General features: G+C 63.9%; 14 protein-coding genes. 5 read left to right on the top strand and 9 right to left on the bottom strand.

Annotated features, from left to right (window positions below):
• Positions 1 to 239: 239 nt before the first annotated feature.
• The 5 genes from FJ942_RS00585 to FJ942_RS00565 are packed head-to-tail and all read right to left on the bottom strand — an operon-like array spanning position 240 to position 5,649.
• Entirely contained in the window at positions 240 to 1,367 is a 1,128-nt protein-coding gene (locus FJ942_RS00585; RefSeq protein ID WP_140497529.1) for an S-(hydroxymethyl)glutathione dehydrogenase/class III alcohol dehydrogenase, read from the bottom strand.
• Positions 1,368 to 1,424: 57 nt separating this feature from the next.
• Positions 1,425 to 2,072, bottom strand: coding sequence for a glutathione S-transferase (locus tag FJ942_RS00580; RefSeq protein ID WP_140497527.1), 648 nt, complete (start codon positions 2,070 to 2,072; stop codon positions 1,425 to 1,427).
• Between the two features lie 9 nt (positions 2,073 to 2,081).
• Complete coding sequence (locus FJ942_RS00575; protein ID WP_140561633.1) at positions 2,082 to 3,848, bottom strand: Rieske 2Fe-2S domain-containing protein; 1,767 nt, start codon at positions 3,846 to 3,848, stop codon at positions 2,082 to 2,084.
• Between the two features lie 21 nt (positions 3,849 to 3,869).
• Positions 3,870 to 4,760 carry an aromatic ring-hydroxylating dioxygenase subunit alpha gene (locus FJ942_RS00570; RefSeq protein ID WP_140561634.1) on the bottom strand — a complete coding sequence of 297 codons (891 nt, stop codon included), beginning with the start codon at positions 4,758 to 4,760 and terminating at the stop codon, positions 3,870 to 3,872.
• Between the two features lie 31 nt (positions 4,761 to 4,791).
• On the bottom strand, positions 4,792 to 5,649 hold the full coding sequence (locus tag FJ942_RS00565) for an aromatic ring-hydroxylating dioxygenase subunit alpha (protein WP_140497520.1): 858 nt from the start codon (positions 5,647 to 5,649) through the stop codon (positions 4,792 to 4,794).
• A 249-nt stretch (positions 5,650 to 5,898) separates the two neighbouring features.
• Between FJ942_RS00565 and FJ942_RS00560 the strand changes: the two genes are divergently transcribed.
• The 5 genes from FJ942_RS00560 to FJ942_RS00540 all read left to right on the top strand — a co-directional run bounded on the left by FJ942_RS00560 (position 5,899) and on the right by FJ942_RS00540 (position 11,499).
• A complete protein-coding gene (locus FJ942_RS00560; RefSeq protein WP_140497518.1) occupies positions 5,899 to 6,732 on the top strand; it encodes a GntR family transcriptional regulator in 834 nt (277 codons plus the stop codon).
• Complete coding sequence (locus FJ942_RS00555; protein WP_140555643.1) at positions 6,729 to 7,823, top strand: BMP family ABC transporter substrate-binding protein; 1,095 nt, start codon at positions 6,729 to 6,731, stop codon at positions 7,821 to 7,823. The genes FJ942_RS00560 and FJ942_RS00555 overlap by 4 nt, the downstream gene beginning before the upstream one ends.
• 98 nt (positions 7,824 to 7,921) lie before the next feature.
• Positions 7,922 to 9,469 carry an ABC transporter ATP-binding protein gene (locus FJ942_RS00550; RefSeq protein WP_140555645.1) on the top strand — a complete coding sequence of 516 codons (1,548 nt, stop codon included), beginning with the start codon at positions 7,922 to 7,924 and terminating at the stop codon, positions 9,467 to 9,469.
• Positions 9,453 to 10,547: an ABC transporter permease gene (locus tag FJ942_RS00545; RefSeq protein ID WP_140897066.1), complete on the top strand. Its 1,095-nt coding sequence runs from the start codon at positions 9,453 to 9,455 to the stop codon at positions 10,545 to 10,547. Before FJ942_RS00550 ends, FJ942_RS00545 begins: the two co-directional genes overlap by 17 nt.
• A gap of 31 nt (positions 10,548 to 10,578) precedes the next feature.
• The gene (locus FJ942_RS00540; protein ID WP_140515241.1) at positions 10,579 to 11,499 is read left to right on the top strand and encodes an ABC transporter permease; all 921 of its coding nucleotides are present in this window, start codon (positions 10,579 to 10,581) and stop codon (positions 11,497 to 11,499) included.
• Between the two features lie 14 nt (positions 11,500 to 11,513).
• Here FJ942_RS00540 and FJ942_RS00535 read toward each other — a convergent pair whose 3' ends face one another.
• From FJ942_RS00535 to FJ942_RS00520, 4 genes are read right to left on the bottom strand one after another with little or no spacing between them, the layout of a single operon-like run.
• Positions 11,514 to 12,356, bottom strand: coding sequence for an SMP-30/gluconolactonase/LRE family protein (locus tag FJ942_RS00535; RefSeq protein WP_140555648.1), 843 nt, complete (start codon positions 12,354 to 12,356; stop codon positions 11,514 to 11,516).
• 6 nt (positions 12,357 to 12,362) lie between these two features.
• Complete coding sequence (locus tag FJ942_RS00530; protein ID WP_140897065.1) at positions 12,363 to 14,150, bottom strand: CoA-transferase; 1,788 nt, start codon at positions 14,148 to 14,150, stop codon at positions 12,363 to 12,365.
• Positions 14,147 to 15,163, bottom strand: a complete 1,017-nt coding sequence (locus FJ942_RS00525) for a hypothetical protein (protein ID WP_140897064.1) — start codon at positions 15,161 to 15,163, stop codon at positions 14,147 to 14,149. The genes FJ942_RS00530 and FJ942_RS00525 overlap by 4 nt, the downstream gene beginning before the upstream one ends.
• Complete coding sequence (locus FJ942_RS00520) at positions 15,160 to 15,948, bottom strand: enoyl-CoA hydratase/isomerase family protein (RefSeq protein ID WP_140497502.1); 789 nt, start codon at positions 15,946 to 15,948, stop codon at positions 15,160 to 15,162. Before FJ942_RS00520 ends, FJ942_RS00525 begins: the two co-directional genes overlap by 4 nt.
• Between the last annotated feature and the right edge of the window lie 2 nt (positions 15,949 to 15,950).

The following is a 15,950-nucleotide window of genomic DNA, read 5'->3' as shown; positions in this document are numbered from 1 at the left end:
CATAGCTGCCGGCCGCCGCACCCGCAACCTTCAGCCCTGCAAACAGCACCGGCGGCGTAACCGAGGTGCACCTTGGTCACGCCGCCGGTCGACGCCGGACTTTGGGAACACGCCGACCTGGCCGGGAGGCTGGAGGTAGCGAAAAGTCCGGGCATTTCTGTGGCCCGCCTTCTCAAGCCGACAGGGCTCCTGTCGGTCCAAGCGGGGATGTCCTCGGGCCCGCGGCGTGTGGGCCGCCCTCAGTAAACCACGACACTCCTGATCGACTTGCCCTCATGCATGAGGTCGAAACCCTTGTTGATGTCCTCGAGCTTCAGCGTGTGGGTGATCATCGGGTCGATCTCGATCTTGCCGTCCATGTACCAGTCGACGATCCTGGGCACGTCGGTGCGGCCGCGCGCGCCGCCGAAGGCGGTGCCCATCCAGGTCCGCCCGGTGACCAGCTGGAAGGGCCGCGTCGAGATCTCCTGGCCGGCGCCCGCCACACCGATGACCACCGACTTGCCCCAGCCGCGATGCGAAGCCTCCAGCGCCTGGCGCATCACCTTGGTGTTGCCGGTGCAGTCGAACGTATAGTCGGCGCCGCCGATCTGGTCGGCGCCGCGCTTGGTCATGTTGACGAGATGGGGAACGATGTCGCCGTCGATCTCCTTCGGATTGACGAAATGCGTCATGCCGAAGCGCTCGCCCCAGGCTCGTCTGTCGTTGTTGAGATCGACGCCGATGATCATGTCGGCGCCGGCAAGTTTCAGGCCCTGGATGACGTTGAGCCCGATGCCGCCGAGGCCGAAGACCACCGCGGTCGCGCCTTGCTCGACCTTGGCGGTGTTGATGACCGCGCCCACGCCGGTGGTCACCCCGCAGCCGATGTAGCAGATCTTGTCGAAGGGCGCGTCGGGATTGACTTTGGCAACGGCGATCTCCGGCAGCACCGTAAAGTTGGAGAAGGTCGAGCAGCCCATATAGTGAAACAATTTTTCGCCCCCGATCGAGAAGCGCGAGGTGCCGTCCGGCATCAGGCCTTGCCCCTGCGTGGCGCGGATGGCGGTGCACAGATTGGTCTTGCGCGACAAACACGACGGGCACTGCCGGCATTCGGGCGTATAGAGCGGGATCACATGGTCGCCCTTTTTGACCGAGGTGACGCCCTTGCCGACATCGACCACCACGCCGGCGCCCTCATGGCCGAGAATGGCGGGAAACAGGCCCTCGGGATCGGCACCCGACAGCGTGAACTCGTCGGTGTGGCAGATGCCGGTCGCCTTGATCTCGACCAGCACCTCGCCCTCGCGCGGGCCGTCAAGGTCGACCTCCATGATCTCAAGCGGCTTTCCGGCAGCAACGGCAACAGCGGCGCGGGTTTTCATTTCTTTCTCCCAAACTTGCTTGCCGGGACGACCGATCGCCCGGCGTTGCGATAGAAATCATGCGGCCTTGGCCGGCCCCGCCGGGAACACGCCCGACATCACGGTAAAGCCTTTGATGCGTTTGACACGATCGCACCAACGCCGGATGGCGGGATAGTCCTGGCGCGTAATGCCGCCCTCCTCCGACAGCATGATGTAGGGAAAGCAGGCAATATCGGCGATGGTCGGATGATCGGCCGAGCAGATCCAGCCGCGGCCCTGCTGCTCGCCGAACCACAGATGCTCGTCGAGGATACGGAACAGCCGGTGCGCGCCGGCGCGTGCGGCATCGATGTCGAAATCGTAGAACAGCGCGTCGTGCAGGCGGGCGGCCGACGCCGTCGAAGTGATGCCGTCGGCGAAGGCCAGCCACTGGCTGATCTCGCCGAGCAGGGCCGGTCTGTTCCGGGGATACCATGTGCCCGACGGATCGTATTTCGACGCGAGGTAGACCAGGATCGCCTGGGCGTCGCGCAGGATCAGCCCTTCATCCTCGATAACCGGCAGTTGGCCGAGCGGATTGAGCTTCAGGAACCATTCCGACTTGTGTTCGCGGCCGGGGTAGAAGTCGACCGGCACTGTCTTGTAGTCGATGCCGAGAAAACTCATCAGCAGCCGCAGCTTGTAGCAGTTGCCCGAAAGTTCGTAATCGTAAAGCGTGATCATCGGGAGTTCCTAAACGTCGAGCACGAGGCGTGCCGATTTGGCGCGCGAGACGCAGGTCATGATCCTGGTTCCGGCCTTGCGCTCGGCATCGTTGAGGTAGACGTCCTGATGGTCCGGCTCGCCCTCGATCACTGTCGCGACGCAGGTACCGCATGCGCCCTGCTCGCAGGACGACGGAACATCGATGCCATTCTCGCGCATGACCTGCATGATCGTCTTGCCGCCCGGCACCTGCAGCGTGACGCAGGAGCGCGCCAGCGCTACTTCGAAGCTCGAACTGTCGTCGATCTTGTTGGTGTTCTTGAAATATTCGAAATGGATGGCGGTATCCGGCCAGCCCTGCTCGGCGGCGATCTTGCGGGCGGCTTCCAGCATCGGTCCGGGACCGCAGATGTAGAGATGCATGCCGTCCCGGTAACCGGCGAGAATCCCCCGAAGCTCGGCGCCGGTCGCGTCCGGCGACAGCCCGAGATGCGGCTTCAGCGCATCGCCGAGATGCTTCAGCCGATCGGCGAAAGCGAGGTGTTCCTCCCCTTGCGCAAAATAGTGCAGCTCGTGCGCCAGCTCCTGGTTCTTCAGCGCCTGCGCCATTGCGAGCAGCGGCGTGATGCCGATGCCGCCGGCGACGAACAGCGTCTTGATCGCGTCACGGCGCAGCGGGAAATTGTTGCGCGGCTCGGAGATCGCCAGCACGTCGCCCTCGCGGACTGTCTCATGCATGCATTTGGAGCCGCCCTTCGAATCCCGCTCCAGCTTGACGCCGATGATGAAGCTGTCGGTTTCACCAGGGCCGTTGGTGATCGAATACTGCCTGATCTCGCCATTGGGCATATGGACGTCGATATGGGCCCCAGGCTGGAACGTCGGCAGGATGCCCTTGATCGGGCGGAGCTCGAAACCGGCAACGCCGTCGGCCGCCTGCCATTTCCTGGCCACGCTGACGCGCAGCGCCGCCTTGCGGCCATGCGCGGTCACCTCGGGCATTTCGGCGAGTTCGGCCGACACCCTTTCGTAGATCGGCTCGATCGGCGCGGGCGCCGGTGCGTTCGCGACGTCGCGCTCGACCTCGTCGCGCAGCTTGGAAAGCCGCTCATTGTGGTGGCGCAGGATGGCGATGCGGGTGGCCCCTTCGGCCTCCTGATCGAGCACGCCACGGATCACCGAACGGTTTGAATCAACCGGCTGCACGAAGAACACGCCGCGCGTCTCGGCACCACCATCGCGCGAGTGCAGCGCCACGGCAAAATCCCGCGCGGCCTCGATGATGGTTTCCGCGCCCTCGCCTTCGATCGCTGCGTTGGGCTGAAAGCGATAGGCCTTCAGCCTTTCGACGACCTTGTCGGCCGGCGCGTTGACCGCGATGCCGCGCAAGGCGAGCAGCTTGCCTTCGGTCAGCGCGGCAACATCCGGCACCTCGCCGCGAGGCTCCTCGGAGGACCAGACCAAGCCGTAGCGCTCGACCCCGGGGAAGGTGCGGTTGGTGATGGTGCGGGCCGGCGCGTCGGCAGGATGCGCTGGAATGTAGGTGCAGCCGGCGGTGCGGTTCGAATAACGCCAGCCGTGATATTGGCACTTCAGCTCGCGCCCGTCATTGATGCCAATCGACAGCCTGACGCCGCGATGCAGGCAGCGGTTTTCCCAGATGTTGACGTAGCCGTCATCGGCACGCCAGACGGCGAATTCCCGGCCGAGCAATTGACCATGGAAAACGTGGCGGTACGGCAAATCATGGGAAGCGGCGATCGGATGCCACTGGCTTCTGGCTTCTTCCAACATCAATCGTCTCCAAGAATCTCGTCAGGCCGCAACCGGAATGACACCGTAGGTCACGCCCTTCTGACTGAGCCAGCGCCGGTAGGCGATGGCCGACTTGTCGGCCCGGATGGGCGTTTCGGCGCGCGGATCGAGCGGCAGGCGTTTGGGCACCTGGTTTTCCAGGATCGGCTTGTCCTGGCCGAAGATCGTCTGCTGAAAGCGCTTGATCACCTTGTCTTCGTTGTCTTCGTCGAGCACGCAAAGCAGCATGTGGGCGCGCACGTGCTCCTGGTCGACCGGCTGCAGGAAGATGGCGATGACGTCGCGCCGTGCCTCGTCGACCGGGCTCGATTTGTAGAGCACGGAGCAATAGGGATGCGGCACGCGATAGACATAGTCCACGTCGGCGCCGCCACCGGAAGCGGTCGAAGCCATCGGCTGGAAGAAGCGGCAGCGCGTGGCCAGGATCTCGTCACGATCTACCGAGATCTCGACGTCGTATTCCTTGACCTCAGTGTGCGGCTCGACGCCCAATATGTCGGTATGCACATAGGGAAAGTGACCCATGTCGAGAAAGTTCTCGATGGCGCGCGGTGCCGAGACGTTGACGCCAAACGTGGCCGCGTTGAGCTTGCGGCGGTCCGGCTCTTCATATTCCGGGATCGGAAACAGCTCGGCCGGTGGCGAGCCGAGCGAAGTCCAGACATAGCCGTAGGCGCTTCTTGCCGGCAGCCTGTCGGCGGCTGGAATACGATCAACTCCTTGTACATCGGGACGTGAGCGCCAGACGACGGGCTCACCATCCACGTCGACCGCGAAGCTGAGCCGCTCCTCGAGCAGAATGGTGTCCTGGACACCGCCGGGAACGGTCTCGGCGATCGCCCCTACGGGATGCCAGAGATTGAGGATCACGGGATCCGAGCATTTTGTCATCGTTTTATCCTTTGGATGCCCCCAGACGTCATCAGGCTTGTGCCGGTATCGCGCCATAGGTGACGGCCCGATCACGCAACCAGCGCCGGTAGGAAACCGACACGGCATCGGCACGGATCGGGGTCTCGGCACGCGGATCGAGCGGCAGGCGCTTAGGTACCTGGTTCTCCAGGATCGGTTTGTCCTGGGCGAAGATCAATTGCATGAAGCTGCGCACCGTTGCCGCCTCCATGCCTTCCTTAAGATAGCAGAGGTAAGGATGCGCGATGCAGTTTTCCTCGTCCACCGGCTGCACGAACAGGGTAATGACGTCGAGCCGGTCCTTCTGGATCGGGTTGCTCTTGTAGAGAGCCACCGTGTAGGGCCGAATCACCTTGTAGATGTAGTCGACGACAAAGCCTTCCTTGGCGGTCGGCGAAGCCACCGGCTGATAGAATTTGCATTCGGTCGCCAGCACCTCGTCCTGCGCTGTGATCTCAACCTTGTAGGGCGCGACCTCGGTATGCGGCTCCTCGCCGAGCCAGCCGGTATGAATGAAGGGGAAATGCCCCATATCGAGAAAATTCTCGACCGCGCGGAGGCCCGACACCTTGACCGCGATCGAACCGCCGCTGACCAGATGCCGGTCTGCCTCATTGGCCTCAGGGATATAGATGATGTCGCGCCAGGGCTTGTCCAGGCAGGTCCAGATGAAGCCATAACGCTGGGCGCTTTTCAGCGTGGCGCCCGTATCGCTGCGAACGACTTCGATCTTGTTTGAACACTTGTGAACGGAGAGAGCGACCCCAAGCAGGCATGTGGCAAACCGCGTATCCTGGCTTAGCGATTCCTGATCCGCGACGATGTGCCAGTCGTTCAAAAGCTCGCGGTCAACGCAACGGGTTGCCATCGGCTTCCCTCCCAACTCGGCTAGCCCTTCACCATGAACCTAGCCCGACGTTTCGGGATGACGAAACCACAAGATTGGATACCAATCAACATTTTTTTGTCGTGCAAAATCCTTTTTTGTGTTGACAGATTATGATGATTGAATTCCGATATGAGAAAGCTGAACCTGGGATATGTCATGTCCTGACGAGGCATGTCGCCATCACGAAAGCCCGCTGATCATGTCGTCGAAATGGCGGAGAACCATGCCTTGAGCAGCCGTTCCCAGACCATCGCGGATACGCTGACCCGCGCCATCATCGACCATCGCCTCGTGCCCGGCTGCAAGCTCGGCGAACGCGAACTCTCCGAAATATTCAACGTGAGCCGCATCGTGGTGCGCCAGGCCCTGATCCGGCTCGCCGATGACGGGCTGGCCCAGATCGAACGCAACCGCGGTGCCTTCGTCGCCAAGCCGAGCATGCAGGAGGCGATGGAGATCTACGACGCGTTGACGCTCGTCGAACAGGGCGTCGCAGCACAGCTCAGCGATCGCCTTGGGCCGGCCGGCTGGGCCGAACTGCGCCAGCATGTCGAGCGCCAGCGCCAAGCTGTTGCCGCGGGCAACGATGCGCTGGCCGACGTGCTTGGCCAAGAGTTCCATACCGTATTCGTACGCCTCAGCCGCAACAAGGTCATGCAGGAAATCCACGCGCAGCTGGTGCGCCGCACGACGCTGCTGCGCTCCCTCATTTCAGCCGATTTCGACTATTGCAATCTACTGGACGACCACTCGCGGGTCGTCGACCTGCTGGAGAAGGGCCGGCTGAAACCGGCCATGGACCTGATCGACACCCACCACCGCGCGGTGGTGCGCGGGTACATCATGGATCGCGCAGTGTTTCCAGAGATGACGCCTGCCGAAGCGCTGGCACCCTATCTCGACGGCAAGGCCGACGGCGCGACTGTGCCGCTGCGAAGATTGTCGAATGCATCCGGCGGCGGCGACGCGGCAACGCATCTCCACCTCCATATCCCCAGAACAGACCGGGCACCGACAAGCCGGGCATCAACAAAAAAGACCAACAGAGGGCTACCATCATGAAGAAACTGACGAGACGTGAATTCCTGAAACACAGCGGCGCGGCCGGCGCGGCTCTTGGCGCGGGAGCGCTGAGCACCATCGCACAGGCGCAGGAGGTGCTGAAGATCGGTGCCGTCTACGTCTCGCCGGTCGCCGAGATCGGCTGGACCAAGCAGCACAGCCTCGGCGTCGAGGCCATCAAGGCCGAATTCGGCGACAAGGTCGAGCTCACCGTCATCGACAACATCTTCATGCCGCAGGACGCCGAGCGGGTCTTCCGCGAACTGGCCAGCGCCGGCAACAGGCTGATCTTCGGCACAAGCTTTTCGCATGGAACGCCGATGCAGAAGGTGGCGCCGCGCTTTCCCAAGGTGGCGTTCGAACACTGCTCAGGCATCGTCCACCTAGCCAATCTGGGAACCTTCGAAGCGAAATATTACGAAGGCACCTTCGTCGCCGGCGCGGCGGGCGGCTACATGTCCAAATCGGGCAAGATCGGTTTCATCGGCGGCTTTCCGATCCCCGACATCGTCGGTCCGGCAAATGCGCTGCTGCTTGGCGCGCAGAGCGTCAATCCAAACGCGACCTGCAACACCATCTTCCTGAATTCCTGGTTCGACCCGGGCAAGGAGAAGGAGGCGGCCAAGACGCTGATCTCTCAAGGCTGCGACGTGGTCTGCTCGATGACGGACACCGCGACCGGCGTACAGGTCGCCGGCGAAGGTGGCGCCTGGTCGATCGGCTATGCCAGCGACATGTCGAAATTCGCCTCGGGCAAGCAGCTGACCTCTTTCGTTCTCGATTGGACCAGCGACTATGTCGGCGCAGCCAAGGCCGTGGCCGCCGGTACCTGGAAGCCGGAAGTACGCTGGGACGGATTGGCGGCCGGGGTGGTGAAAATGGCCCCCTACAATGAGGGTATCCCCGCCGATGCGCGCGCCAAGCTCAAGCAGCTCGAGGCCGACATCGGCAGCGGCAAGCTTCATCCCTACGCCGGGGAGCTGAAGGATCAGGACGGCAACGTCAAGGTTGCCGCCGGTTCGGTTCTGGCCGATGACGACATTCGCGGCATGAACTGGTTCGTGAAGGGGATGATCGGCAGGCTGAGCTGATCGCCGTAAAAGTGCCGGGAGACGCCCAAGTCCATATCTTCGGCGTCTCCTTGCCTGGTTCCCGTCCAACCTCGCTTCACGCCACGGCAGGACCCGCCATGCATCCGCGACTAGAACTGCGCAACATCTGCAAGCGTTATCCCGGCGTCGTCGCCAATGACGATGTGTCGCTGTCGATTCAACCCGGCGAGATCCATGCCGTGCTGGGCGAAAACGGCGCCGGCAAATCCACCCTGATGAAAATCATCTATGGGGCGACGCAAGCCGATTCCGGCGAGATCTTTTGCGACGGCAATCCGATCGCCACGCACACCCCGGCGATGTCGCGCGCACTCGGCATCGAAATGGTCTATCAGCATTTCGCGCTGTTCGAATCCGTTTCGGTGGTCGAGAACATAGCGCTCTCGGCAAGCAGCGCATACGACCTGCCTTCGCTCGCCGACAAGATCCGCGATCTGTCACGTCGCTACGGCATGCCCATCGACCCGCATCGCCAGGTGCACGACCTGTCGGTCGGCGAGCGCCAGCGCGTCGAGATCGTGCGCTGCCTGCTGCAGGGGCCGAAACTGCTGATCCTCGACGAGCCGACCTCGGTACTGACGCCGCAGGCGGTGGTGAAGCTGTTCGAGACGCTCCGCCAACTTGCCGCCGAGGGCTGCAGCATCGTCTATATCAGCCACAAGCTCGATGAGGTCCAGGAGCTCTGCGACACCGCCACCGTGCTGCGCAACGGCAAGGTCACCGGTACCGCGCGTCCGAAGGAGACGACGTCGCTGGAGCTTGCCCGCATGATGGTGGGTTCGAAGCTGCCTGAAATGCATGTCGGCCCGCCGACGCCAAGCGACAGACCGGTGCTCGAGGTCAACAGACTTACGGTGAAGTCCCGGGATCATTTCGGCGTCGACCTGAAGGACATTTCTTTCAAGGTGCATGGCGGCGAGATTGTCGGCCTGGCCGGGGTTTCCGGCAATGGCCAGGCCGAGCTGATCGCCTTGCTCAGCGGCGAGCGCACGCATGAGCGCAGCGACGCCATCCGGATTTGCGGAACCGGCGCAGCCCGCCTTCGCCCGCACCAGCGCCGCAAGCTCGGCGTCGCCTTCGTTCCCGAAGAGCGGCTCGGGCGCGGCGCCGTGCCCTCGCACACGCTGTGGGAGAATGCGGTGCTGACCGCGCACCGCTTCGGCACGGTGCGCAACGGGCTGGTCGACCGGCGCCGGGCCAAGGCGTTCGCCGCCGGCATAATCGATAGGTTCAAGGTCAAGGCCAACGGGCCGCAGGCGACCGCGCAAAGCCTGTCCGGCGGCAATCTGCAGAAATTCATCGTCGGGCGTGAGATCGCGCTCCAGCCGAAGCTCCTCCTGGTGTCTCAGCCGACCTGGGGGGTTGACGTCGGCGCGAGCGCCTTCATCCGGCAGACCATCGTCGATCTCAGCCGCGCCGGCGCGGCGGTGCTCGTCGTCTCCGAGGAACTCGACGAGTTGTTCGAGATCTGCGACCGGCTGCTGGTCATTTGCCAAGGGAAGGTTTCCCCACCGCTGGCGCGCAAGACGACCGATCGCGAGGAGATCGGACTTCTGATGACGGGCCGCGGCATGAGCGACGGCGCATTGGCAAATGGGGGTGGCAACAATGCGCTTCAGGATTGAACAAAGGCCGGAGCCCTCCTCGCTGATGCGCGTCGCCGCGCCGGCACTGGCGACCCTGTTGACCGTCGTCGTCGGATCGATTTTCTTCGCCTCCCTCGGACATGATCCGCTGGCGACCCTCCATGCCTTCTTCATCGAGCCGCTCTCTTCCATGAACGGCCTGTCCGAATGGCTGCTCAAGGCCTCGCCGCTGATCCTCATCGCTTGCGGGCTGGCGGTCGGCTTCCGCGCCAATGTCTGGAATATCGGCGCCGAGGGCCAGTTCACCATGGGGGCAATCGCGGCCGGCGGCGTGGGGCTTTTCTGGCCGAACCCCGAAAGCGTGCTGCTGTTGCCGCTGATGTTCATCGCCGGCATGGGCGCCGGCATGGCCTGGGCGGCAATCCCCGCCTTTCTGCGCGCCCGCATGAACACCAACGAGATCCTGGTCACGCTGATGATGACCTATATCGCGACGCTGTTCCTGTCCTATCTCGTGCACGGACCGTGGCGCGATCCGGCCGGCTTCAACTATCCGCAGACGGCACTTCTGCCGACGGCGGCCCTGTTCGAATCCTTTGACCCCGCCTATCGGCTCAACCCGTCGATCTTCATCACAGTCGTCGCCGTGCTCCTGATGTGGCTGTTCACCGACCGCAGCTTTCTCGGCTACAAGATGTCGGTGAGCGGGGCTGCACCGCTTGCCGCCCGCTATGCCGGCTTTCGCGAATCGGCTGCGGTCTGGATCGGACTGCTGGCGGGAGGTGCCGCGGCCGGCATTGCCGGCATGGCGGAAGCCGCCGGGCCGCTCGGGCAGCTCTCGCCTCAGATTTCGCCAGGCTACGGCTTCGCGGCCATCATCGTTGCGTTCGTCGGACGGCTGAACGCGTTCGGCATCGTGCTTGGCGGGCTGTTGATGTCGCTGCTTTTCCTCGGCGGCGAAGGTGTGCAGATGACGCTCGGACTGCCTTCGGCCCTGACGCGGATCTTCCAGGGCATCCTGCTGTTCTTCCTGCTCGCCGCCGACTTCTTCATCTTCTATCGCGTTCGACTGGTGCGACCCGTCCGGGACACGCATGCGCCGGAGACGGCACGATGAGCGGGTTTCGGGTCGTGCGGGAGACAGCCTGATGGATCTGTTCATCGCCATCTTCACCGGCACCGTCATTGCCGCCACACCGCTGATATTCGCCGCGCTCGGCGAGCTCGTGGTGGAGAAGTCGGGTGTCCTCAATCTCGGCATCGAAGGCATGATGCTGATGGGCGCCGCATTGGCATTCTGGGCCGTCACCGCGGGCTATCCGATGCCTGTGGCGATCCTGGCCGGCGCGTTGGCGGGTGCGGCCGCCTCGCTGCTGTTCGGCGTTCTGGCGCTGACGTTCCTGACCAATCAATATGCAGCCGGCCTGGCGCTGGCGATCTTCGGTTCGGGCGTCTCCGCCTTCCTCGGGCGCGGCTTCGGCAGCGAGCCGATCGAGGCACTGCGCCGCCTCGACATCCCCGTTCTGTCCGATCTGCCACTGATCGGTCCGCTACTGTTCCGCTTCGATCCGATGGTCTATCTGGCCCTGCTGATGTTCGTCGCCATCAGTTGGTTTCTCTATCGGACCAAGGCTGGCCTGGTGTTGCGCACGATCGGCGAGTCGCCGCAGACGTCGCATGCGATCGGCTACCCCGTGATCAGGATCCGCTACATGGCCGTGCTGTTCGGCGGGCTGATGGCAGGCCTGGCAGGCGCCTATTTGTCGGTCGCCTACACGCCGCTCTGGGTCGAGAACATGACTGCCGGCAAGGGTTGGATCGCGCTTGCGCTGGTGGTCTTCGCCACCTGGCGGCCGCTGCGCATCCTGCTTGGCGCGTGGCTGTTCGGCGGGATGACGATCCTTCAGTTGCAAGGTCAGGCGCTGGGGCTGGACGTGCCATCCGAACTGCTCTCGGCCCTGCCGTATCTCGCCACCATCATCGTTCTGGTGCTGATCTCACGAAACCGCCAGATGCTGGCCCTGCACTTCCCGGCCTCGCTGGCAAAACCCTTTCGCCCGACGAGTTGACCTTCTGCGAAATGCTACTTCCCTTGCTGGAGAAGGCTCAAGTCGATCTCGGTAATATGCCAGCGACCCAGATTGGCGGTATAGAGCTTGTCGCCCTTGAAGGCGATGTTGGTGGGGTGCGCCAGCGTGGTTGCGGCGGGATCCTCGATCAGCACTTCGAGACCTTTGTCCTTTTGCCAGCGATAAATACGGCTGGGCTCATAACATGAGATGAACAATGAGCCGTCAGGCGCAAAGGCCACTCCGTCCGGAACATTGTGCACGCCTTCGACGACGATCTCACGAGCCCCCGCCGATCCGTCAGCAAGGATCGGCACATAGCTGATGCAGGGTGCGTCGCTTTCCACGACATAGAGGCCGTTGCCGTCCGGCGCCATCGCCATGCCGTTGGCGAACGACATCGCCTCCCGGCACCACAGGCCGCCCTCGCCCGTCTTGAGATCGTAGCGGAAGATGCCCGAGCGATTGTCCTGGCCAACGCTGTCCGAAACGAAGAGCCAACCCCTCGCCTCGTCGACGATGGGGTAGTTCGGCACGCGAATGCCGGCCGACGCGAAGCGCTCCATGCGCGCTGTCGCGGCATCCCAGCGGAAAATCGCGGCATGCCTGAGGTCGCAGGCAAAGCAGTTTCCCGCGCTGTCGAAAGCGATGCCGAGCAGAAAACCGTCGGTGCCGCCCATGCGCTCGACCGAGCCGCCATCGGCGGCCAGCCGCAGCAGGTCGCCGGTTTCGGTGCCACACCAGATCGAGCCATCGCGGTGAACGGCCACGCCCTCCGGATGCGCGACGCGCGGGCTGGTGAAGATGCCGTCGAAGAAAACGCGCGCGGCTGACATGTCGAGCAACGGCTTGGCCATGGGATCTCAGCTTTCGACAAGCGCCGTCTGCGCGGCGATGCAGCGTTCGACCATCGCGCGGTCGGCTTCAAGAATCTCGGCGATCAGCGCGCCGCGCTCCTTGGCGCTGACGAACTCCAGACGGCGCAGACCGAGCGGGTCGATGCGGTTTCGCAAGATGGCGAGCGTGCTGTCGGAAGGCAGCGAGACCTCGCGGCAACAGGCGTCGAACGACACCGCAAATCCGGTGGCGTCACGGATCTGCTGCTGCGTAACGCCCGGCATGGTTTCGATGACGATCAATTCCCTCGAAGTCTCGTCGAGCCGGAAGACGCAGAGATCAGTGAAGACCAGCGCCCTGCCGGTGCGATAGCCCATCGGCTCGCGTTCGGCCGCCGTCAGCAACCCCCGGGCGGAACTGACGATCTCGACCTCGTCCACCAGCGACTGGATCGAGTGGCGGGGGATGTAGAGCAGGTAATCGCGGTGCATGTTGGCGACATCGGCCATGCCGCCTTGCCCCGGCAACCGGATGAGGCCGCCGCTTGGTTTGCGCAGTGCGATCGTGTTGACGCGGCCGCGCCGGTCGACCTGTGCCGCGCCGACGATCTCGTGCGTCACCGCGCCGGCCTGGTAATAGGTCGAGTAGGTGTCGTCGCCGCCGGCATGCGCGACAGCCGTTTCGCAATCGAAGCTTTCGATCAGCGAGAGGATCATCGGGCTCGGCGCGATGTCGAGATGGCCGCAGCTCATCGTCGCGATGATCATGTCCGGCGCGTGCGTCGCCTTGGCCAGGCGATAGGCGACATTGGCCAGCGGCGAGACCGCACCCGCGCTGGCGAAGCTCTCATTGGTGAGTTCGGCGGCGATGCGAGCGGCGATGATCTCGTCGACGGATGCTTTCTCTTCGGCGCGCGCAAGCGCCGGCATGGCAAGCACTGTGTCAGCTCGAACCTTCGCGGCTGTTTGCAACGGCTTCGGCACGCCCTCGGAAGGCGGGCGCAGATTGTCCGCCAAAGGCGTTTGCCGGTCGGCGAACGCCTCCGACAATAGCTGATAATCCGTGACGTAAAACGGCAGGCACGAGGCCGGATAGGCGCCGGCCGGCGCCAGCGCAATCGCCGAAACCTGGTTGCGGGTCAGCACGCTCTGGCGGCCGTCCTGGCGCAGCGTCCCGCCCGGCACGATTTCCTCGACCGTGACCAGCACCTTGCGCGCCGCACCCGCCATGGCGAAGTCCAGCGCGCGGGGCCCGATGATCTGCACATTGCCGCTTTCATCGGCGCGCTGGGCATGGACGACGAATGTGTCGAGCCGCAGCGGCGGGACGAATCCGTTTTCGGTACCGGCAATCGGATCAGGTCTGGCGCTCGCACCCGGCACGCGCGCCAGCATGCCCGATCCCAGCGGAAGCTGGAACGGCATCGAGGGCAGGTTCTGCTGCGCCGCCCGCAGCGCCTGGATCATGGCCAGCGCCGTCCAATCGCGAACCGGTATCGCGCCGCTCTCGGCAGCGGCCCGAAACCGGGGCGGCAAGCCAAAAATGTCGAGGCTGGAAAAGCAGAGGTCGATACGCGCCACAGCATCCGCTTCGAGCAGCATTTCGAGAGGCAACCCGCCGGCCCAGCAGACGTAGTGCAAGTCCCTGATGCCGGACAGCGCGATCGCGCGCAGCAATGCGATCGGCAGGCGTGCGAAATGGTGGCCGCCCACGCCAAGCGAGTCACCATGGCCAACCATCGCGGCCAGTCCCTCGACATCGGTGAAGCGCGGCCTGTTCGGCTTTACCAGGGACGTTGCGGCACAGTTCGTCACAGTGGGGAAGCCTCGATGCGATAGCGGGTCACGAACGGCCTTTCGGGTGAGAATTCCAACGCCGTCGCAATGCCGGATTGGGCGATGGGATTGTCGGCCAGCGCGGTCGCCGGTCCGAGGCCGAAGGGTGAGCAGATCGGCTCGATGCCGATGGCGACATGGCGCCCGTTCCAGGGTGCTGCTTTGCGGCCACGATTGGAGTACCAGAGCAAAAGGCTCGGGAAATGCTCCTTCTGCCAGGAAAGTTTCACGCGGTACCCGTCCGCATGATTGGCGAGCGCCACCGTGCCATCCAGGCCCTCGATCTGCAACAATTCCTCCGTGTCGGCCACCAGCGGCGGTCGCGAAGCATCAGCCATGCCGCCCGCGCGGGCCGGTACGCTCGACAAGTCAGTGAAGGACGCGTTCCGGGCGAACAGTTCAGCGCTAGTTTCGACATCGTGTGGATAGGTGCGACCGTGATCGAAGGAACCAAGTTCCAGCGCGGCGGCGCCGATCTCCGCTGGCAGCCGGAACACCGGATGCAAGCCGATCGGCAATCGGCAGGCATGGCGAACGACGATCTTGAATTCAACGTCGACGGCTGGCATCGACGGATCGGGCGTCACCGTCCGCTCGACACGCCCGACCGGGCTTCCGGCTGGATAGGCGAGTGTCAGTGACAACGATCCTTTGGCGCTCTCGCGCCATTGCCAGTCATGGTTGGAGCTATGGCCATGGGCTTCCTCGCCCTCCTCCGGCGAGCCCATCACCCGAGCCCAGTCCTCGGACCATCCATCGGCCGGCACCGAATAGCCGAAGGGCACGCAGGGCCATTCGCCGCGCAACTTGCGCAGGATGCCTGGCAGCGCTTGCGCCTGCGGCTCGTTCGACCACGGCGCAATGTGCATCGGCGAAACCTGCCGACCGTCCTCCAGAATGAACGTAACCGGCGCCAGCATCGCGCCAAGCCGCTGGACAGTCAGCGCGCCATGCGCCCAGCCCAATCCGCGATAATCGTCGCCCGCGTTCACGGCCCGCCCTTCTTTGCCTTTGTCGTGCTCCGCTCGGCGAACTCCTTGACGCGCTGCTGGCCGATCTCGCTGCGATAGAGCTCACCCAATATGTCGCGCTCCATGGTGAGCCCATCGTCCAGATCACCGGACACGGCATGCGCCGTCAGCGCCTTCAGTCCCTCGATTGCGGCAGCAGGCTCGGCGGCGATCATTTCGGCCAGTTCCAGCGCGCGCGGCATCAGCCGGTCGACCTCGACGATCTCGTTGACCAGACCGGCAGCGACGAATTCCGAGGCCGGGACGATGGCGCCGGTCATCAGCAGGAAATTGGCGCGGTTGCGGCCGAGCTTGGCCACGCTGCGTTGCGTGCCGCCGCCGCCGGGGATCAGCCCGAGCTTGATTTCCGGCAGGCCGAGCTTGGCGAATTGGTTGGCGATGACGAGGTCGCAGCACAGCACCAGCTCCATGCCGCCGCCCAGCGCGAAGCCGTTGACCGCCGCGATCACCGGTTTGCGGTTGTTCTCGATGGCCGCGTACATGCGCATGCCGGCAGCCTGGAAAATGTCGAATTCCGGTCCGGTCTGGGCGGCGTATTCCTTGATGTCGGCGCCGGCCATGAAGCCGCGCCCTTCCCCTGTCACCACGATCGCCCCGATGCTTGCATCGCCGGATAGCGACTCGAAGGTTTCAGTGATCTCGCCTTGCATCAGCCGGTTCATGGCGTTGAGCTGATCGGCGCGGCGGAAGGTGACGATCGCGACCCGGCCCGCGGTTTCGACCGTGAGTGTCTGGTAGGCGCGCATCG

The sequence above is a fragment of the Mesorhizobium sp. B2-4-2 genome, from assembly GCF_006442845.1.
GTDB lineage: Bacteria > Pseudomonadota > Alphaproteobacteria > Rhizobiales > Rhizobiaceae > Mesorhizobium.
Note: the sequence above shows the minus strand (reverse complement) of the source record. Positions and strands in the feature narration are given on the sequence as shown.